We start from the raw sequence: 19,710 nt of genomic DNA, 5'->3' as shown, positions 1-19,710 counted from the left end.
GGGTCTCGCTCGAACTCGCTACGTTGCACTTCGCTCAGACAATCGCGATCCCTGATCCGCCTGAACCTGCGCTCCTCGGCGCAGACAGAAGGGGTAATCGAGAGCGGGGACTGAAGACAAATACCAACTCCAATACCAACAAGGACACGCCATGGCGTGTCCTTGTTTCTTCAGGTATTCGGGGTTTTGTCTTTGGCTGTTTGGTATTCCTGTCTCCACCCCCTTGTGTATGCGCCGAGGAGCGGAGGTCCAGACGGATCAGGGCAAAAACTTGTTTGAGCGAAGCGAGTTGTTTTTGACCCCGGCTGGACCGAGCACCGCAGGTTGCCCGCAGCGCAGCGCAGGGACGCAGGAACCAGGGTCGCCTTTCTTTTGCTTACTTTTCTTTGGCGAAGCAAAGAAAAGTGAGTTGCATGCCGGGCAACCCCCGGCCAGCAGGATTCAGACGAGAGCGCCTCCATCAAACCAACAACAACCCCAAAAAAAGGCCGCTATCAATTCAATAGCTGCTGGCGCCTGTACCCATTGCCCCAGAAGTCAATTCAATACTCAACCACCCTACCGAGGCAAAAACAGCAGCCAGTAAATCAGCAATAAATTGACCAGCACACTCACACCCAGCAGCAGCTTCCACAACACCACAGGATCCCGATGGATCAGCGGCGTCGCCTGCGGTGCAGTCAAGGGCCGCGAGGCGCCGCGCTCCAACGCCAGCAGCAGCTCTTCGGCGGTTTCAAAACGCCGGCGCTTGTCACGCGCCACGGCCTTGAGCACGATGTGGTCCAGCCAGATCGGCACTTCGGGATTGATGCGGCTGGGCGCAACAGGGTCGCGGTAATACCGCCCAGCCTGGTAGGGCAGCACCTCGCCATACGGCAGGCGCGCGGTCAGCAACTGGTACAGCGTCACACCCAGAGCGAACAAATCGCTTTGCGCATCGGGCAGCTCCTCCGGCCCATCTGTGCTGCTTGCGCTGAAGCCCCATTGCTCGGGATTGATAAAACTGGGCGTGCCGGCGTGCAGCTTTCGCATCGCTTCGGGCTCGCGCCCGCTCAATGCCACGCCGAGGTCCAGCAGCCGCAGCACGCCATCTTCGCCCTGATGGAGGTTGGCCGGCTTGATGTCGCGATGAATGACGCACTGCCGGTGCAGCCGGCCCAAGGCCCGCGCGGCCTGGGTGGCCACGCCCAGCAGCTGCTCCACGCTGAACTTGTGGCGGCGGTCAAGCTGCTGCTGAAGTGTCTCGCCGCTGTGCCAGTCATACAGCAGGTAAAACGCACTGCGCTCTTGCCCGCCCGGCAGGCGCTCATGAAGGTTGACCAGATGCTCCGCCGCCCGGCCCGACTGCATGCGCATGGCCAGCCAGGCCTCGTGAGCCAGCATGGCACGCTCTTCTTCGTCATGCGACCTCGACGAGTGCAGCGTCTTGAGGGCATACAGCACCCGTGTAGCGGGATCGCGCACCTGATACAGCACATTGATGCCGTTGTCGGCCACCGGCGCCGTCACGCTCAGGCCGTCCATCACATCGCCCACCTTCAGGCGGGTCGGGATGGGCAGGGTCTGCGCAATGCGGTTGACGTCCTGCAGTGTTGCGTCGAGCAAACCGCGCACCCGCACCACCACGGCCGTCACGTTGTCGTTGCTGCCGGCCGCCAGGGCCGCCTCGACGAGGTTCTGGCTTGCAAGCTGGGCACCTCCAGGCTCCTCAAGATCGGCAAAGCCCTGCAGCCGCGCGTCACGCACCACGCCGTGCACGCCGTCCGTCAGCAACACAAAAACGTCGCCGACCTGCAGGTCACCCTGCATGTAGTCCACCACCACATGGTCCTCGGCCCCCACCGAACGCAGCAACTGGTGCCGAAAGTCCGGGTGATTGACTGCATGGTCGTGCGTGAGCTGCTGGGTTTTGCCGCCGCGCAGCAAATAGGCCCGCGAATCGCCGACATGCGCAAGCGTGTACGACTGCCCGCGCAGTACCAGCGCCGTGAGGGTGGTCAGGCCCATGGCCGGACTGCGGCGCTGGTTGATACCCGCCAGCCAGGCGTTTTGCGCCCCGATGATGCGGTCCAGGGCCACGGTGGTGTCCCACGTTTCGGGCGTGCCGTAGTAGTCACGGACCAGGCTGGTCACGGTGGTCTGCGCCGCCTCCCGGCCCATGCCGCCTGTGCTCACGCCATCAGCAATCGCCACGATGGAACCCATACCCTCCTGCCCCGCCTCGGGCAGCATCGCAGCGCAAAAGTCTTCGTTGGTGTTCTTGCGGCCCGCCAATGAAGCGAAGCCAATGTCCAGATCAAATGCCATGCACCAAGATAAGCAAGTTTAATGCCCGAATTTGGTGCATCGCAACAATGCACGACTGGCGTGCAGGCCCTAGCCCACCAGCATTTGCATGCTGTGTTCGTACTGGGCCGACAGCTGCTCAAAGACGTCGAGGAGGTCTTCGCTGGCCGTCGCCAGACCCTCCAGGCGCCGGGGATCTTTGTCCATGGCAAGCGCGCCCTCGCGCATGTGCTGCCAGCTGATGGCCGCCCGGTCCAGCGACAGGCGGATGTCCTTGCTGGTCAGCGGAATGTCGTTCAGGTATTGCAAGGCCTGCTCGAATGCCGCCTGGGACTCGGCCATGCCGGCCTCGCTGCGGGCCAGCGTTGCCTTGCCACCCGTGGCCCTGAGCAGGGCATATTTGGCAAAACGCTGGCTCAGCATGCGCTGCCGGCCAGCCAGGTTCAGCATCTGCAAGGGAGGCATTGCGCCGGCGCTCTCCAGGCTGCTGGTCATGCGCTCGGCATCCTGCAAAAGCAGGTCTGCCAGTTCATCCAGGTGAGCCATGCTGCCAGCGGTGGGCGTGTCCTGCAAGGCAATCTTGAGCCGCCCCCAGGTAATGGACACCTGCCCGAGCAGGTCTCCAAATGTGGGCTGCGAAAGGCTTTTCCCCAGCGAAACCAGGTTGGCGTCGATGCGCAGCACCGACTCTTTCAGCAGCTCTTTGGCCCGGGCGGCCTGCACCCCCGCAAGCTGCAGCAGGGCAAGCTTGACCAGCCGCTGCGACAACATGCGCAACTGGCCGGAACGGTTGACATCCTCGGCGAAGCGCGCCGAATGGATGATGTGCTCCGACACCTGCCCCAGCCGCTGGTTGGTATGCATGGAGGCGGTCCGCAAAATGTGGAAAGCGTCGTCGTCCGACATCTGCCGGGCCCGCATCAAAATACCTTTGGCCCGGTCCACCGCCTTGCGCTCTTCAAGCCGGCTGGCGGCCTCCTGCACCTGGGCACGCAGGGCCTGCTCGCGGGTAAAACGCGCCTTGGCGAGGTGAATGAGGGGCCGCAGGCGCTGCGCACCATAACCGTTGACCACATAGGCATGAACCCCCACCTCGGTGGCCCGTGTGATCTTTCCCGCGTCTGTGTCGCTGGTGAAAACAATGACGGGACACGGCGCCGTGTCAGCCACCAGCTGCAGCACCTTGAAAAGCTCATCACCCGGAAGCGGGTCATGGCAAATCACCACATCGGGTGCTTGCCGAAGCACTTCCTGCACCAGTTTGCTGCGCTCATCCACAGGCCCCAGTACCTGGATACCAGCTGCCACCAGGTCTGAAACCAGGGGATGTGCGCCACCAGGGCCGTTCAGGTTTACCAATGCGGAGGTCATACAAATCAAGAGGTTAAGCGGGGAACAGCGACACAGTTCGCAAGTCGCAGGCCATGCCACCGCCACGCCGGTGCCGGGAAAGCTGCGAATCCCAATGATATGGCACAAGTCTTGCGTCATTTGCAGCGGGCGTAACGACGCGCCCAACCTTAGCGAATGCACTGCGGGTTCTGCGCACAACGACGTGCGTAATGGTGTGCCTCATACCGGGTTGACAGCCCGGATCCCTTTTTCCGGGAGAGAGCATCATGATTTCCACTCAATTTTTGACAAATCAGACAGATCCGCTGGTGTTGGCGAACTACCGCTGCGTTGCTGCGCCTCATCCTGGCGCCGAGGCCATTCACCGCGCCCAGCCCGCCCGTTGCCCATCTGCTGCCGCGTTCGCCGTGGCATGACGCTTGCACATTGGACCTTGAACATGACATCGAATCAATCTGGAGTAGCCCCATGAAAAAATCAAAACTGGTGATGGTCGGCAATGGCATGGCCGGCGTTCGCACCCTTGAGGAGCTGCTCAAGGTCGCCCCCGACCTCTACGACATTACAGTCTTCGGCGCCGAGCCCCATCCCAACTACAACCGCATCCTGCTCAGCCCCGTGCTGGCCGGTGAGCAGACGCTCGACGAAATCGTGCTGAACAGCTGGGACTGGTACAAGGACAACCACATTACGCTGCATGCCGGCAAAAAAGTGGTTGAAGTGGACCGCATCAAGCGCGTGGTCCGCGCCGAAGACGGCACCGAAGAGGAATACGACCGCCTGCTGATGTGCACCGGCTCCAACCCCTTCATCCTGCCCGTGCCCGGCAAAGACCTCAAGGGCGTGATTGCCTACCGCGACATCGCCGACACCAACGAGATGATCGCCACAGCCCAGAAGTACAAAAAAGCGGTGGTCATCGGCGGCGGCCTGCTGGGCCTGGAAGCGGCCAACGGCCTGATGCTGCGCGGCATGGAAGTCACCGTGGTGCACGTCATGCCCTGGCTGATGGAGCGCCAGCTTGACGACGTGGCGGGCAAGCTGCTGCAAAAATCCCTGGAAGACCGCGGCCTCAAGTTCATGATCGGCGCGCAGACGCAGGAACTGGTGGGTGGTGAAGACGGCCGCGTGACTTCGATCAAATTCAAGGATGGCACGGAAGTGGCCACTGACCTCGTGGTCATGGCGGTCGGCATCCGGCCGAACACACAGCTCGCGGAATCCATGCGCCTGCACTGCAACAAGGGCATCGTGGTCAACGACACCATGCAGACCGTCACCGATGCGCGCATCTACTCGGTCGGCGAATGCGCAGCCCACCGCGGCATTGCCTACGGCCTCGTGGCCCCGCTGTTCGAACAGGCCAAGGTTGCAGCCAACCACCTGGCGCAGTTCGGCATAGGCCGCTATTCCGGTTCGCTCACGTCAACCAAACTGAAAGTCACCGGCATCGACCTTTTCAGCGCCGGCGAATTCATGGGCGGCAACGGCGCTGAAGAAATCGTGATGAGCGACCCCTTCGGCGGCGTCTACAAAAAACTCGTCATCAAGGACGACAAACTCATCGGCGCCTGCCTTTACGGCGACACCGTGGACGGCAGCTATTACTTCAAGCTGCTGCGTGACGGCCGCAATGTCAGCGACATCCGCGACAAGCTGATTTTCGGAGAGTCCAACCTCGGCGACGCCGGCCACGAAGGCCAAAACAAGGCGGCGCTGATGGCCGACGATGCGGAAGTCTGCGGCTGCAATGGTGTCAACAAGGGCACCATCTGCAAGGCCATCAAGGAAAAAGGCCTTTTCACGCTTGACGAAGTGCGCAAGCACACCAAGGCCAGCGCCTCCTGCGGCTCCTGCACCGGGCTGGTCGAGCAGATCCTCATGTTCACCGCCGGCGGCGACTACTCGGCCACGCCCAAGCTCAAGGCCATGTGCGCCTGCACCGACCACGGTCACCAGGCGGTGCGCGACGCCATACGCGCCAACAAGCTGCTCAGCATCTCCGACACCTTCAAGTTCCTGGACTGGAAGACACCCAACGGCTGCGCCACCTGCCGCCCGGCCGTCAACTACTACCTGATCAGCACCTGGCCCAAACAGGCCAAGGACGACCCGCAAAGCCGCTTCATCAACGAACGCAGCCACGCCAACATCCAGAAAGACGGCACCTACAGCGTCATCCCGCGCATGTGGGGCGGCGAAACCACGGCCAGCGAGTTGCGCCGCATTGCCGACGCGGTCGACAAATACAAGATCCCGACCGTCAAGGTGACAGGCGGTCAGCGAATCGACTTGCTGGGCGTGAAAAAGGAAGACCTGCAAAACGTCTGGAAAGACATCGGCATGCCTTCGGGCCACGCCTACGCCAAGGCCCTGCGCACGGTGAAAACCTGCGTGGGCAGCGAATGGTGCCGCATGGGCACGCAGGACAGCACRCAAATGGGCAAGGACCTGGAGCGCGCCATGTGGCGCATGTATGCACCACACAAGGTCAAGTTTGCGGTGAGCGGCTGCCCGCGCAACTGCGCGGAGTCCGGCATCAAGGACGTCGGCATCATCGGCGTCGACTCGGGCTGGGAGATGTACATCGCCGGCAACGGCGGCATCAAGACGGAAGTGGCCCATTTCTTCACCAAGCTCAAGACCGCGGCCGAGGTGCTCGAATACACCGGTGCCTTCTGCGAGCTCTATCGCCAGGAAGGCTGGTACCTGGAGCGCACGGTGCACTACGTCAACCGCGTCGGCCTGGACTATGTGAAGAAAAAAATCCTGGAAGACCACGAAGGCCGCAAAGCCCTGTGGGAGCAGCTGCAGTTTGCGCTGGACGGTGAACCGGACCCCTGGTTCGACCTGAAAGAAGCGTCTGTGGATGCCCGCCAGTTTGAAAAACTCACACCCGCCTGACCGGCCGAATTTTGAGAGATCACTATGTCTGAATGGAAAAAAATCTGCCTGGTCACCGACATCCCGGTGCTTGGCTCGCGACGTGTCTCACGCGCCAAAGGTATTGATGTGGCCGTGTTCCGCAATGACCAGGACCAGGTGTTTGCGCTGCTGGACCGCTGCCCGCACAAGGGCGGCCCGCTGTCGCAGGGCATCGTGTTCGGCACCAGCGTGGCCTGTCCCCTGCACAACTGGACCATAGGCCTGGCGGACGGCTGCGCCAAGCAGCCCGACGAAGGCTGCACGCCCAAATTCACCTGCAAGGTAGAAACAGGCCAGGTCTTCCTGGACGCTGTCGAGCTGGACACGCTGGCGCTGGATTTGCAGCCCCCTCGCGCCGGCCCGGGTGCAACCAGTGGCGCATTGGGCGACGAAAGCTTCAGCGTGCAGGCGCCTCACACGGCATAAGCCGCATCACCGGAATAAACGCGAAGGCTCCCTGAACATTCATGACTGATACCCGATCAACTTGCCCGTATTGCGGTGTCGGCTGCGATCTAACAGCTCATGCTGTTGATCGCTTTGCGATGCACGACAAAGGCCGCAGCCTTGGCTTCGTCCATCATGGCTGAGACCCGGTCAACTTGCCCCTATTGCGGTGTCGGCTGCGGCGTCATCATTGAATCGCAAGGCGACGAAATCACCGGGGTACGCGGTGACCCGGATCACCCGGCCAATTTCGGGCGGCTGTGCACCAAGGGCTCAACGCTGGCGCTGACCGCGACGGCGGCCGTTACGCGACAGACGCGCTTGCTGCAGCCGATGCGGCGCGAACATCGGCATGAAGCGCCCAAGCCGGTGTCCTGGGACAACGCGCTCGGCTTTGCGAGCGAAAGCTTTGCGCAGATCATCCGCGAGCATGGGCCCGATGCGGTCGGTTTTTACATTTCAGGCCAATTGCTAACGGAAGACTATTACGTCTTCAACAAGCTGGCCAAGGGCTTGATCGGCACCAACAACGTCGACACCAACTCGCGCCTGTGCATGAGCAGCGCGGTGGCGGGTTACAAACAAACGCTGGGCGCAGACGCACCGCCTGCCTGCTACGACGACGTGAATCATGCGCAGTGCATTTTTATCGTCGGCAGCAACACCGCCTACGCACACCCCATCCTGTTTCGCCGCATTGAAGACGCCAAGGCCGCGAACCCCGCGCTCAAGATCATTTTTTGCGACCCGCGCCGCACCGACACGGCCGAGATCGCCGACCTCTACCTGGGCATACAGCCGGGCACCGATGTGTCGCTCTTCAACGGCATGCTGCACATCATGCTGTGGGAAGGCTGGACGGACGCCGCTTACATTGCGGCGCACACCACGGGCTTTGACGCGCTCAAGGCCACGGTGCGCGACTACACGCCCGACCTGGTGGCCGAAACCTGCGGCATCAAAAAAGAAGACCTGCTGGCCGCGGCCAAACTCTTCGCCACCTCGGCCACCACGCTGAGCCTGTACTGCCAGGGCCTGAACCAGTCCAGCAGCGGCACCGCCAAGAATGCCGCACTCATCAACCTCCACCTGGCCACAGGCCAGATCGGCAAACCGGGCGCCGGCCCCTTTTCATTGACGGGGCAGCCCAATGCCATGGGCGGACGCGAAGTGGGCGGCCTGGCCAACCTGCTGAGCGCGCACCGCGACCTGGCCAACCCGGATCACCGCGCCGAAGTCGCCGCGCTGTGGGGCATCCCATCCGTGCCCGAAGCACCAGGCAAGACTGCCGTCGAAATGTTCCAGGCCGCGGCCGATGGCGAAATCAAGGCGCTATGGATTGCCTGCACCAACCCGGCCCAGTCCATGCCCGACCAGGCCACCGTGCGCCGCGCCATGGAGCGCGCCGAGCTGGTGATCGTGCAGGAGGCTTTTTCCACCACGTCTAGCTGCGACTACGCCGACCTGCTGCTGCCGGCCACCACCTGGGGCGAGAAGATCGGCACGGTGACCAACAGCGAGCGCCGCATCAGCCGAGTGCGGCCGGCCGTGGCTGCGCCAGGCCAGACACGCCATGACTGGTCCATCGCGGTGGACTTTGCACTGCGGCTTGAAAAGCTGCTGCCCAGCCGCGCGGCAGCCGGCGCCACCCTCTTCCCCTATTCGCTGGCCGAGGAAGCATCAGGCGCGGAAACCATCTGGAACGAGCACCGCGAATCCACCCGCGGCCGCGACCTCGACATCACCGGCTTGAGTTACGCACTGCTCGACGACGCACCGCAACAGTGGCCCTTCAAGACGGGCGACACGGCGGGCAAAGTGCGGCTGTATGAAGACGGCGTGTTCCCCACCGCCGACGGCAAGGCCCGCTTTGTCAACACGGTCTACAAGCCGGTAGCCGAGCCGCGCGAATCGCGCTACCCGTTTTCGCTTACCACCGGCCGGCTGCGCGACCAGTGGCACGGCATGAGCCGCACCGGCACGCTGGGGCGCTTGTTCGGCCACGTGGCCGAACCCTCGATTCAAATGAACGTGCAGGACATGGCGCGGCGCCTGCTGAAAGACGGCGATCTGGTGCATGTCACGTCCAAGCGTGGCTCCATCGTGGTGCCGCTGCAGTCTTCACCTGAAGTGGCAGTAAGCCAGGCTTTCATGGCCATGCACTGGGGCGAAGAGTATTTAAGCGGTCAGTCGACCGGCGGCACGCCGCTGGCAGGCGTCAATGCGCTGACCACGTCGGCTTATTGCCCGAGCTCCAAACAGCCCGAGCTCAAGCACGCTGCGGTGAAGATCCTGAAAGCCGAAATGCCGTGGACGCTGCTGGCGATGGCCTGGCTGCCCGAGGGCGATGCGCTGGCGGCGCGTGAGCAGCTCAAGCCGCTGATGGCGCAATTTCCCTTCACCAGCTGCGTGCCGTTTTCCAACAACACCCCGCTGGCCGACCGCAGCCGCGAACGCACCGGCGTGCTGTTTCGCGCGGCCAGCCATGAGGCGCCGCCTGACGAAACACTGGCCGCGCTGGAACGCATCCTCGGGTTGGATGCGGCCGATGTGCTGCGCTACGCCGACCGCAAAAAAGGCCAGCGCCGCACCATGCGACTGATGCGCAGCGAAGGCGACGTCCACCTCGCCGGCTTTGTACTGGCGGGCGACACCAGCGCCCAGGCCTGGATCAAAACCTTGCTGCAGGACGAGCTGGCCGCGCAATCGTATGGACGCCTGTTGCTGCTGCCCGGCGCCAAGCCACCGGTGGCGGTGCAGTCGCGCGGCAAGCCGGTGTGCACCTGCTTTAACGTCAGCGACATGGCCATCGACGAGCACTTGTCGCTGTTAGTGGCCGGTGGTGGCGGCGCCGGCCATCTGGGCACTGATGAAGAGCGCCTGGCCTCGCTGCAATCCACGCTGAAGTGCGGCACCAATTGCGGCTCCTGTGTGCCCGAACTCAAACGCCGGGTGCGGTCATCGCGCAACGACGCACCGCCTTCAGCACCCCGTACCGTGATCCCTATCCGGCAAGTGGCTTAAGCTCATAACAAGAAGTTATCTGCATTGGCGGACAATCACGCTTATGGGCATTAGCCAATACATCAAGGAAATCGGTCGCGGCAAGGATGGCGCCCGCGCTTTGTCACGCGAGCAGGCTACGGACCTGATGGGTCAGGTGCTCGACGGCACCGTGACTGATCTGGAAATCGGCGGCTTTTGCCTGGCCATGCGCATCAAAGGTGAAACGCCCGAAGAGATGGCGGGTTTCCTCGATGCGCTGCACCAGCGCCTCAATCATCTGCCCGCCGGCGACAGCCCCACGGTGGTGCTGCCCAGCTACAACGGCGCGCGCAAGCTGCCGGTGCTCACGCCGCTGCTGGCGCTGCTGCTGGCGCGTGAAGGCGTTCCGGTACTGATCCACGGAACACCCACCGAATCGAGCCGGATTTTTGCATCAGAAGTGCTTCTAGCCCTTGATATACCTGCGCAGACAGCTATTAAAAAGATAGCAAACGGCAAAGTGGTATTTGCCCCCACCGAGCTGCTGCTGCCTGCGTTAAAGCGCCTCCTGGACGTGCGCCGTGCCGTGGGCCTGCGCAACCCGGCGCACAGCCTGGTCAAGATCATGACACCCTGCCTGGGCAAGAGCCTGGTCGTGAGCAGCTACACGCACCCGGAATACGCTGTGTCGATGGCGCAGACCTTTGAGCTGACGGGCGCCAATGCACTGCTGTTGCGCGGCACCGAAGGCGAAGTGGTGGCCGACGCGCGCCGCATGCCGCAGATGGACGCTTTTATCGGCGGGCAGCGCTCACTTCTGCAGGAAACCCAGGCCGGCACGCTCGCCTCCATCCCCGACTTTCCCAAAACAGTGGACGCCGCCACCACAGCGGACTACATTCGCGCCGTGCTGGCAGGCGGCGTGCCTGTGCCGCCTTCGATTGCACGGCAAGTGGAACATATCTTGCAGTTGCTCCCTCAAATCAAGCTGCCTCACATCACGACATCATGAACAACGGAAAAGTCACTTTGGTAGGCGCCGGCCCCGGCGACCCGGAACTGTTGACCCTCAAGGCCCTGAAAGCCATCCAGCGCGCCACCGTGCTGCTGGTGGACGACCTCGTCAGCGACGAAATCGTGGCGTTTGCGCGGCCCGAAGCCCGCGTCGTGTATGTGGGCAAGCGCGGCGGCTGCAAGTCCACACCCCAGGCCTTTATTGAAAAGCTCATGCTGATGGCCGCGCGCGAAGGCGAAGACGTGGTGCGGCTCAAGGGCGGCGACCCATTCATCTTCGGTCGTGGCGGCGAAGAAGTTGAACACCTGCGCGCCGCGGGCATTACGGTGGACGTCATCAACGGCATTACTTCAGGCCTGGCCGCCGTCACTTCGCTGGGCGTGCCGCTCACGCACCGCGAACATGCACACGGCGTGGTGTTTGTCACCGGGCATGCCAAGCCCGGCGACACCGGCACCGACTGGAAAGCGCTGGCTGCCACCGCACACAGCGCACGCCTCACGCTGGTGATCTACATGGGTGTCAGTAGTGCATGTCGCATCCAGGACGAGCTTTTGAGTGGCCTGCCTGCCACCACCCCCGTGGCCATCGTTCAAGGGGTGAGCCTGGCTTCGCAGCGTCATGCTGTCACCACGCTCGGTGAACTGCATCTGACCATTGAGCGTGAACAGTTGGCCAGTCCCTCGGTGATCGTTGTCGGGGACGTGGTTCGTGGTGTGGCTGCTGCTGTTTCGCATGACCGCGCATTGGTGGGTGGGCGCGCTGCCTAATTACCGTCTCCTGCCGCGCGGTAAAACGGCGTACGGGCCACAATTGTTGGCACCTTCTTTATCTGCCCTGTCTCATTACCACGGGCCGAAAATAATCATGTCGATGATGAAGTGGCCCAGAACGATTGGCCACAGGATTCGCAGCTTCGTGTAGAGCCCTGCGGCCAGAACACCAAACCAGAAAGCGGCGATGACGCCGCCGATGCCCTGCTCCGAATGGGCAAGTGCAAAGGCCGCCGACGTGATCAGCACATACCAAAGGTGCAGCCTCTTGGGCGGAAGAACCGCCGACAGGTAGAGCCAACCCAGGCCGCGCCATACGGCCTCTTCCACCATTGCCGCACTTGCCGACATGTAGACGGCTAACGCCAGCTTTGCGGAGAAGCCGACGGGCATGGCTTGAACGGGCTGAAAATGGTCCGCATACGCCCAGTAAAGGCGTTGAGTCAACAGGATCACTGGCCAGTCGGCCGCCACCAGCAAAAACGCAACGAACAGCATGACAGCGGCGCCGTCGCGTCGTTCGTGCGGTCTCTTGTGCCCTGGCATTCCCCAATCACGGGACGTGATGCCAGCGGGTCGCAGGAAAAAATACCAGCCCGCAGCAGGTGCGACGATGAATTGCACAACATCGACCAACCAGTACAGGCCCGGGTTAAACGAGAACAGCCAGCCGCGGTAAAAGTCATTCAGCAAGCTGAGCGCAACAAACGGGAATGCAGCGGCCAGAACGGCCTCCCGCTTCGTCAAGCCCCTCCCCCTGACAGCAAATCGAATCACTCCATTCATGCGCGCCAGTGTGCCCCGGCTCAAGACGGCGCCATTCCGTCAATCTGCAAGGAGTGCCAAAAACTACCGAATACAGCAGCAGTTGCGCACTCTTGCCCACGCACGATCACTTTTGGCTCGCAGTCGCCGCCAGCTAAACTCCTTGCAAACACATCACCCGCTGGAGAGGCGAAAAATGCTTGAAAAACTCAATGAACTGACGGAAAGTCACGGCGAGCTGCGCCGCGGCAAGGGCCTCATGAGCGGAGTGATCGCCCTCAGCCTGGGTGTGCTGTGCTTCCTGGGCGTGCTGGCCTTTCACTTCCCCGAATACCTCACCACACCGGAATTGCGCAAAAGCTACAACGTTGACGTGATCCGCATCGTGATGTTTACGTCGCTGGTGATCGCGGGCGGCATCTCGCTGGTCAACATCATCTTCAACCGCTCGCGCTGGCTGGCCGGCGCCGCCTTTTTGCTGGTGGTGGCCACCGCGCTGCTGGGCGGGCACAAGGTGCCGGTGAACGACTTCGCCGACAACACGCCTTACATCGGCCTGGACTGGTTCATCCTCGACCTGCTGGGCTCCTCGCTGATCTTCATCTTCATTGAAAAGCTGTTTGCGCTGCGCAAGGAGCAGCCGGTGTTTCGCGCCGAATGGCAAACCGACTTTCATCACTTCATCGTCAACCACATGATCGTGGGCTTTGTGCTGCTGGCAACCAACCTGCTGGTACACAAGTTCTTCGGCTGGGCCGCCAACGACGGCATACGCGGCTGGGTGCAGGGCCTGCCCTTCTGGGGTGGCGTGTTGCTGATCGTTCTTGTGGCCGACCTGGTGCAGTACTGGACCCACCGCGCCTACCACGAGGTGCCGGTGCTGTGGCGCCTGCACGCAGTGCATCACAGCGCCAAAAGCATGGACTGGCTCGCCGGCTCGCGCCAGCACATCCTGGAGCTCTTGATCACCCGCACGCTCATCCTGGCACCCATCTACGTGCTGGGTTTTTCCAAGGAAGTGATCGACGCCTACATCGTCATCGTCGGCTTCCAGGCGGTCTTCAACCATGCCAACGTGAGCGTGCGCCTCGGCCCGCTGCGCTACGTCATCGTCACGCCCAACTTCCACCACTGGCACCATAGCCAGGACCAGGAAGCACTGGACCGCAATTACTCGGCCCACTATGCCTTCATCGACTACCTCTTCGGCACAGCCGTGAAAAGCACCCGGCTCTGGCCGGAGCGCTACGGCGTGCTGGGCGACTACGTGCCGAATGGCTTTTTGAAGCAGCTGAAGTTTCCTTTCACCTGGAAAGGTTGAAGTACTTGGCCCCCACGCTTTTCGCTTCGCGTAATGCGCTGCCCCCCGAGGGGGCCGCTGCGCCTGCGGCCCGGCAAAGCCGGTTCCGCGGCCCCTGCTGGCTGAAACTCGCAGAACGGCGAGCGGCGGTCTGAGCGTGCCCGTCCAATCATTCGATGTGGTCGTGATCGGCGCGGGAGCCGCCGGCCTGTTCTGCGCTGCCCAGGCCGGCCAGCGCGGCCTGAAAGTGCTGCTGGTCGATCACAGCGAAAAGGTCGCCGAGAAGATCCGGATCTCGGGCGGTGGCCGCTGCAACTTCACCAACCGCGACGCCACGCCCGCCAACTTCCTGAGCGAGAACCCGCACTTCTGCCGCTCGGCCCTGTCGCGCTACACCCCGCAGGACTTCATCGAACTGCTGCAGCGCCATGGCATCCCGTTTCATGAGAAGCACAAGGGCCAGCTGTTTTGCGACCGCTCGGCCGAAGACATCATCAATATGCTGCTGGTCGAGTGCGATGCCGGGCACGTGACGCGCTGGCAACCCTGCGCCATAAAAAGCATCAAATACGGCTCCAGCCCAGACGGAACAGGCGCCAGCAGCTATCAAATTGAGAGCGATCGCGGGCCGGTCGAAGCGCCGCAAGTGGTCATCGCCACCGGCGGCCTGTCGATCCCGAAGATTGGCGCCACCGATTTCGGCTACCGCATCGCCAAGCAGTTCGGGCTGCGCCTGGTCGAGCCCCGCGCGGCACTGGTACCCCTCACCTTTGACGGCGAAGCCTGGGCGCCCTATGCCCAGCTGGCAGGCCTGGCGCTGCCGGTGCTCATCGAGACCAGCCCCGCCGACGCGACGCCCAAGCAACGCAAAAAGGCCGTGGTTTTTTCGGAAGACCTGCTCTTCACCCACCGCGGCCTGAGCGGCCCGGCAGTCCTGCAAATCTCCAGCTTCTGGCGCGAAGGCCAGCCCATCCGCATCAACCTGGCACCCGGCGTGGACCTTCCGGCCCTGCTGCTGCGCGCCAAGGCCACCTCCAAAAAACTGATCGCCAACGAACTCGCCACCCTGGTGCCCAACCGCCTGGCCGACGCCTGGGCCGGCACCGACCCGGCGCTGCAAAAACCCATCAGCGAGGCGACCGATAAAGCGCTGCTAGGTCTGGCCGCGCGCCTGTCAGACTGGCAACTGACGCCGAACGGCTCCGAGGGCTACCGCAAGGCCGAGGTGACCGTCGGCGGTGTCGACACTCGCGACCTGTCGTCGCAAACTATGGAATCGCAGCAACCGGGGCTGTACTTTATCGGTGAAGTGGTGGATGTGACCGGCTGGCTGGGCGGCTACAACTTCCAGTGGGCCTGGGCCTCCGCGCACGCCTGCGCGCAAGCACTGACACCGGCGCGCTAGGCCTGCCGGGCCAGCTTCCACTCGCGCGGTGACTGGCCGCTTTGCGCCTTGAAGGCGCGCGACAGCGCCGCCTCGCTGCCATAACCGACCTCGGCGGCAATCAGCTTGAGCGGCCGCCCACGGCGCAGCGCCTGCTGCGCCAGACCCACCCGCCAGCGCTGCAAATACACGCCGGGCGTGCAGCCGACCGTATCGCGGAACTGGTTGGCGAACACACTGCGCGACATGCCCGCATGATCGGCGAGCGCCTCCAGGCTCCACTCTTGCCCAGGACTTTGATGCATCGCGACAAGGGCGTGGCGCAGTCGCTGGTGCGAGAGCCCCGCCAGCATGCCGGAGCGGGTTTCGCCGCTTTCCATCAGGTGCCGCAGCACCTGGATCAGCACCACATCAAAAAGCCGGTCCAACAGCGCCTGACGGCCGCAGCGCTGCTCAAAAGCCTCTTCGAACAGCAGTTGCAGGACGCCTGCGGCGCCCTCGATCTGCGCCAGCGGCAGGCACACAAAGGACGGCAGTGCCGCAGCGATCGGGTTGGCCGCGCCGCCCTCAAAGCGCAGGTGCGCACACACAAAGTCGGCGCCATGCCGGGTATCCGTGATGAAGCGGTGCGCCATCGGCCTTGGGTAAAGCAGCAGGCAGGGGCCGCTGACACGCATCACCTCGGCACCGCCATGGCTGATACCAACTTCGCCGCTGCGCACGAGGTGAAGCTGGCCGGTGCCCTCCTCCTCGCCCAGCTCGTTGACCCCGCAAAGTGCGCCCGAATGGAACACATTCGCGCTCACCGAGAAATGCCGCAAGAGCGCTTCAAGCCGGTCACTCATAAATACTCCAGATCAATTTTTTAGGATTATTAGCGACTTATCGTATTTTGTGAAGCGTAAAGTTCAGTTTGTCGATTCCGACTTGTTGCAACCCTCTCAAAGGAACAGCCATGAACGCTCTCACCCGTCTCGCCGCCGCCACCGCATTGGCCGCCGCCGTCACCGCCAGCCCAGCGATGGCCGCAGACGCCGCCGCGCCGCAACCAGCGGCGTCGGCCTCACGCAGCGCCAGCTACGTCACCACCCCGGATGGCGTGCAAATCTATTACAAGGACTGGGGCCCGAAGAATGGCCCCGTGGTGAGTTTCAGCCACGGCTGGCCGCTCAACTCGGACAGCTGGGAGTCGCAGATGATTTTCCTGGCCTCAAAAGGTTACCGCGTCATCGCCCATGACCGGCGCGGCCACGGGCGCTCCAGCCAGCCCTGGGACGGCAACGACATGGACCACTACGCCGCCGACCTCGCAGCGGTGATCGACACGCTGGGCGTGAAAGACGTGACGCTGGTGGGTTTTTCGACCGGCGGCGGCGAGGTGGCGCGTTACATCGGCCGTTACGGCACCGCGAAGGTCAAAAAAGCTGTGCTGGTCAGCGCCGTACCGCCCTTGATGCTGAAGACCGCAGCTAACCCGGGCGGCCTGCCGATCGAGGTGTTCGACGGCATTCGCCAGGGCGAATTGGCCAACCGTTCGCAGCTTTACCTGGACATCGCCTCGGGCCCGTTTTTCGGCTTCAACCGCCCCGGCGCCAAAGTCTCGCAGGGTTTGATCCAGTCGTTCTGGGTGCAGGGTATGCAGGCGGGCCACAAGAACACCTATGATTCGATCGCGGCTTTCTCGGCCACCGACTTCACCGAGGACCTCAGGCGCTTTAACGTGCCGACCCTGGTGATCCACGGCGACGACGACCAGATCGTGCCAATCGACGCCTCCGGCCGCGCCGCCGCGAAACTGGTGAAAAACGCCAGGCTGATCGTCTACGCCGGTGCGCCGCACGGTCTGGCCGACACCCACAAGGAGCGGCTCAACCAGGATTTGCTGACTTTCATCCGCGAATAAACGCACACTCCAGGGGGCCGGGCGCGGGGATTGAGGCGCTTCGGGAGCGCTTGAGAAGGGCTTCGCCGGGATTATTGGGCTATAATCCAAGGCTTTGCTAGCAAACCCGCGTCCGGCCTGATTCTGATCAGATCACTAACGACGCAAATTTTGGATCTATTCATCAATGACCACCATCCGTGTAAAAGACAATGAGCCCTTCGACGTGGCTCTGCGCCGTTTCAAGCGCACCATTGAAAAACTCGGCCTGCTGACCGACCTGCGCGCCCGCGAGTTTTACGAAAAACCAACGGCAGAGCGCAAGCGCAAGAAGGCAGCCGCCGTCAAGCGCAACTACAAGCGTATCCGCTCGATGCAATTGCCGAAAAAGCTGTACTAATTTTTAGTACCGCCTCACGGCAACAAAAAGCCCGCACGAGGACGCTCTGCGGGCTTTTGTGTTTTTGGCGCCTCCCCGGCCCAGTCGATTCCACCCCACCCTATTCGCTTCAGGAGCCCCAATGTCAGCACTCAAAGACCAGATCACCGAAGACATGAAGACCGCCATGCGCGCCAAGGACAGCGAGCGCCTGGGCACCATCCGCCTGCTGCTGGCCGCGCTCAAGCAAAAAGAAGTCGATGAGCGTGTGGTGCTGGATGATGCGGCCGTGGTCGCCATCGTCGACAAGCTGATCAAGCAGCGCAAGGACTCGCTCGAAGCTTTCCAGAAGGCCGAACGCAAGGATCTGGCCGACAAGGAAGCGGCCGAGCTGGTCGTGCTGCAGGCCTACCTGCCCGCGCGCCTGAGCGCCGACGAAGTCGCCGCTGCCGTGAAAGCCATCGTCGCCGAGTTGGGCGCCACCGGCCCCGGCGATATGGGCAAGGTCATGGGTGCGGTGAAAGCCAAGCTCGCCGGCAAAGCCGATATGGGTCAGGTGTCTGCCGCCGTCAAGGCCGCGCTGGCCGGCTGAACACGACGGCTAAGAGGCAACACCAACCGGCTGAACAAAGGCTGGTCTCTGTACCCCTCTCTTAAGGCCAGTTCGAGCCGCGGAACCGGCTTTGCCGGGCCGCAGGCGGGGCGGCCCCCTCGGGGGGCAGGGAGCTACACGAAGTGAGCGACCGTGGGGGCTTTATGTTCCGGCCACCTTCATCCGGTTAACCAGGATGGAGCCCACCGTCTTGGCACCATAGTTGTAGGCATCCGCGCCCACAGCCTCAATACCCATCAGCATGTCGCGCAGGTTGCCGGCGATGGTGATTTCTTCGACCGGAAACGCGATACGGCCGTTTTCCACCCAGAAGCCCGAAGCCCCGCGCGAGTAGTCACCCGTCACGTAGTTCACGCCCTGCCCCATCAGCTCGGTCACAAAAAGGCCGCGGCCCAGCTTGCGCAGCATGGCGTCCAGGTCGTCGCCCTTGCGGGTATGGCGGCTGGTCATGATGAGGTTGTGTGAGCCGCCGGCGTTGCCGGTGGTGCGCATGCCCAGCTTGCGGGCTGAGTAAGTGCTCAGGAAATAGCCCTCAACGCGGCCGGCTTCCACCACCTGTCGTGCCTTGGTCTTGACGCCCTCTTCGTCAAAGGGTGCGCTGCCTTTGCCTTTGCGCAGGTGCGGGTCTTCGGCGATGTCGATGTGTTTGGGGAAAGCCGGCTTGCCCAGGCTGTCGGCCAGGAAGGTGCTTTTGCGGTACAGCGCGCCGCCGCTCACGGCCTGCACAAAGCCGCCCAGCAGGCCCGCTGCCAGCGGCGACTCGAACAGCACCGGGCATTGCGTGGTCGGGATTTTGCGGCTCTTGAGCCGTGCCAGTGCACGCTCGGCGGCATAGCGGCCTACCGCTTCGGGGGCCGCCAATTCACCTGCATCACGCATGGAGCTGTACCAGGCATCGCGCTGCATCTGGTCGCCCTTGCCCGCAATCGGCGCCACCGAGATGCTGTGTCGCGAACTGGCGTAACCGCCGCGAAAGCCCTTGGTATGCGCACTGAAAAAATGGCTTTGCTGCGCCGACACACCGGCGCCTTCGCTGTTGGTGATCAGGCGGCTGGTACTCAGGGCGGCGGCTTCGCACTGCAGGGCGAGCTGGGCGGCTGCTTCCGAATTGATGGACCAGGGATGAAAGAGGTCGAGCGCCGGATGCACGCGCGCAATGTCGCGGTCGTCGGGCAGGCCGGAGGTTTCGTCTTCCGCCGTGAAACGCGCGATGTCGTAGGCCGCTTTCACGGTCTGTTCAATCGCCGCCTTGGAAAAATCGCTGGTGGCGGCATTGCCGCGCTTTTTGCCGATGTAGACGGTGATGCCCAGCGACTTGTCGCGGTTGCGCTCGACGTTTTCAAGCTCGCCCTTGCGCACGCTGACTGAGAGCCCGCAGCCTTCGGAGGCTTCCGCGGCGGCATCGGTGGCCCCCAGTTTTTTGGCATGGCCAAGGGCACTGTCGACGAGTTCCTCGAAAAAATCGCGGTGGTAGCTGAAACCGGATTCGGGCTGGGCTGACTGGCTCTTGGGGCCCGGGACGGGGCGGGAAGCACTGCGTGTTGCGCCGCTGGCGCGAGAAGAAGCTTTTTGGGTCATATGGGTAGCTATGATACTGACTGCT

General features: G+C 62.8%; 17 protein-coding genes. 12 read left to right on the top strand and 5 right to left on the bottom strand.

Annotated features, from left to right (window positions below; all coding sequences use genetic code 11):
- Positions 1–558: 558 nt before the first annotated feature.
- Together AC1DY9_RS09635 and AC1DY9_RS09630 are read right to left on the bottom strand one after the other, a co-directional pair.
- Positions 559–2,307 (bottom strand): bifunctional protein-serine/threonine kinase/phosphatase, encoded by a 1,749-nt coding sequence (locus AC1DY9_RS09635; protein ID WP_477666384.1) that lies wholly within the window; start codon positions 2,305–2,307, stop codon positions 559–561.
- Positions 2,308–2,376: 69 nt separating this feature from the next.
- The gene (locus AC1DY9_RS09630) at positions 2,377–3,657 is read right to left on the bottom strand and encodes a type IV pili methyl-accepting chemotaxis transducer N-terminal domain-containing protein (RefSeq protein ID WP_477666383.1); all 1,281 of its coding nucleotides are present in this window, start codon (positions 3,655–3,657) and stop codon (positions 2,377–2,379) included.
- A 248-nt stretch (positions 3,658–3,905) separates the two neighbouring features.
- Here AC1DY9_RS09630 and AC1DY9_RS09625 point away from each other — a divergent pair, with 248 nt between their 5' ends.
- From AC1DY9_RS09625 to cobA, 7 genes are read left to right on the top strand one after another with little or no spacing between them, the layout of a single operon-like run.
- Positions 3,906–4,055, top strand: coding sequence for a hypothetical protein (locus tag AC1DY9_RS09625; RefSeq protein ID WP_457279084.1), 150 nt, complete (start codon positions 3,906–3,908; stop codon positions 4,053–4,055).
- 52 nt (positions 4,056–4,107) lie between these two features.
- Positions 4,108–6,543, top strand: coding sequence for a nitrite reductase large subunit NirB (gene nirB, locus AC1DY9_RS09620; protein WP_457279085.1), 2,436 nt, complete (start codon positions 4,108–4,110; stop codon positions 6,541–6,543).
- Positions 6,544–6,567: 24 nt separating this feature from the next.
- Positions 6,568–6,990 carry a nitrite reductase small subunit NirD gene (gene nirD, locus AC1DY9_RS09615; RefSeq protein ID WP_457279086.1) on the top strand — a complete coding sequence of 141 codons (423 nt, stop codon included), beginning with the start codon at positions 6,568–6,570 and terminating at the stop codon, positions 6,988–6,990.
- Positions 6,991–7,031: 41 nt separating this feature from the next.
- Positions 7,032–7,154 (top strand): hypothetical protein, encoded by a 123-nt coding sequence (locus tag AC1DY9_RS09610; protein WP_457279087.1) that lies wholly within the window; start codon positions 7,032–7,034, stop codon positions 7,152–7,154.
- A complete protein-coding gene (locus AC1DY9_RS09605) occupies positions 7,147–10,035 on the top strand; it encodes a nitrate reductase (protein ID WP_457279088.1) in 2,889 nt (962 codons plus the stop codon). The genes AC1DY9_RS09610 and AC1DY9_RS09605 overlap by 8 nt, the downstream gene beginning before the upstream one ends.
- Positions 10,036–10,078: 43 nt before the next feature.
- Positions 10,079–11,008 (top strand): DNA-binding protein YbiB, encoded by a 930-nt coding sequence (gene ybiB / locus AC1DY9_RS09600; protein WP_457279089.1) that lies wholly within the window; start codon positions 10,079–10,081, stop codon positions 11,006–11,008.
- Positions 11,005–11,781 (top strand): uroporphyrinogen-III C-methyltransferase, encoded by a 777-nt coding sequence (cobA, locus tag AC1DY9_RS09595; protein ID WP_457279090.1) that lies wholly within the window; start codon positions 11,005–11,007, stop codon positions 11,779–11,781. The genes ybiB and cobA overlap by 4 nt, the downstream gene beginning before the upstream one ends.
- Before the next feature lie 75 nt (positions 11,782–11,856).
- Here the strand turns inward: cobA and AC1DY9_RS09590 are convergent, their stop codons facing one another.
- The gene (locus tag AC1DY9_RS09590; protein WP_477666382.1) at positions 11,857–12,531 is read right to left on the bottom strand and encodes a CPBP family intramembrane glutamic endopeptidase; all 675 of its coding nucleotides are present in this window, start codon (positions 12,529–12,531) and stop codon (positions 11,857–11,859) included.
- Between the two features lie 214 nt (positions 12,532–12,745).
- On the opposite strand from AC1DY9_RS09590, the gene AC1DY9_RS09585 reads away from it, so the two are divergent.
- A complete protein-coding gene (locus tag AC1DY9_RS09585; protein WP_457279092.1) occupies positions 12,746–13,870 on the top strand; it encodes a sterol desaturase family protein in 1,125 nt (374 codons plus the stop codon).
- 136 nt (positions 13,871–14,006) lie between these two features.
- The gene (locus tag AC1DY9_RS09580; RefSeq protein WP_477666381.1) at positions 14,007–15,254 is read left to right on the top strand and encodes a BaiN/RdsA family NAD(P)/FAD-dependent oxidoreductase; all 1,248 of its coding nucleotides are present in this window, start codon (positions 14,007–14,009) and stop codon (positions 15,252–15,254) included.
- Here the strand turns inward: AC1DY9_RS09580 and AC1DY9_RS09575 are convergent.
- The gene (locus tag AC1DY9_RS09575; protein ID WP_477666380.1) at positions 15,251–16,078 is read right to left on the bottom strand and encodes a cupin domain-containing protein; all 828 of its coding nucleotides are present in this window, start codon (positions 16,076–16,078) and stop codon (positions 15,251–15,253) included. The genes AC1DY9_RS09580 and AC1DY9_RS09575 overlap by 4 nt on opposite strands.
- 110 nt (positions 16,079–16,188) lie before the next feature.
- Here AC1DY9_RS09575 and AC1DY9_RS09570 point away from each other — a divergent pair, with 110 nt between their 5' ends.
- The 3 genes from AC1DY9_RS09570 to AC1DY9_RS09560 all read left to right on the top strand — a co-directional run bounded on the left by AC1DY9_RS09570 (position 16,189) and on the right by AC1DY9_RS09560 (position 18,086).
- Positions 16,189–17,136 (top strand): alpha/beta fold hydrolase, encoded by a 948-nt coding sequence (locus AC1DY9_RS09570; protein WP_477666379.1) that lies wholly within the window; start codon positions 16,189–16,191, stop codon positions 17,134–17,136.
- A 166-nt stretch (positions 17,137–17,302) separates the two neighbouring features.
- On the top strand, positions 17,303–17,515 hold the full coding sequence (gene rpsU, locus AC1DY9_RS09565) for a 30S ribosomal protein S21 (RefSeq protein WP_007872347.1): 213 nt from the start codon (positions 17,303–17,305) through the stop codon (positions 17,513–17,515).
- Positions 17,516–17,636: 121 nt separating this feature from the next.
- Positions 17,637–18,086, top strand: a complete 450-nt coding sequence (locus AC1DY9_RS09560) for a GatB/YqeY domain-containing protein (protein WP_477666378.1) — start codon at positions 17,637–17,639, stop codon at positions 18,084–18,086.
- A 162-nt stretch (positions 18,087–18,248) separates the two neighbouring features.
- Here AC1DY9_RS09560 and pmbA read toward each other — a convergent pair whose 3' ends face one another.
- Positions 18,249–19,685, bottom strand: a complete 1,437-nt coding sequence (pmbA, locus tag AC1DY9_RS09555; protein WP_477666377.1) for a metalloprotease PmbA — start codon at positions 19,683–19,685, stop codon at positions 18,249–18,251.
- Positions 19,686–19,710 lie beyond the last annotated feature (25 nt).

It is taken from the genome of Polaromonas sp. P1_F6 (assembly GCF_056405695.1).
Note: the sequence above shows the minus strand (reverse complement) of the source record. Positions and strands in the feature narration are given on the sequence as shown.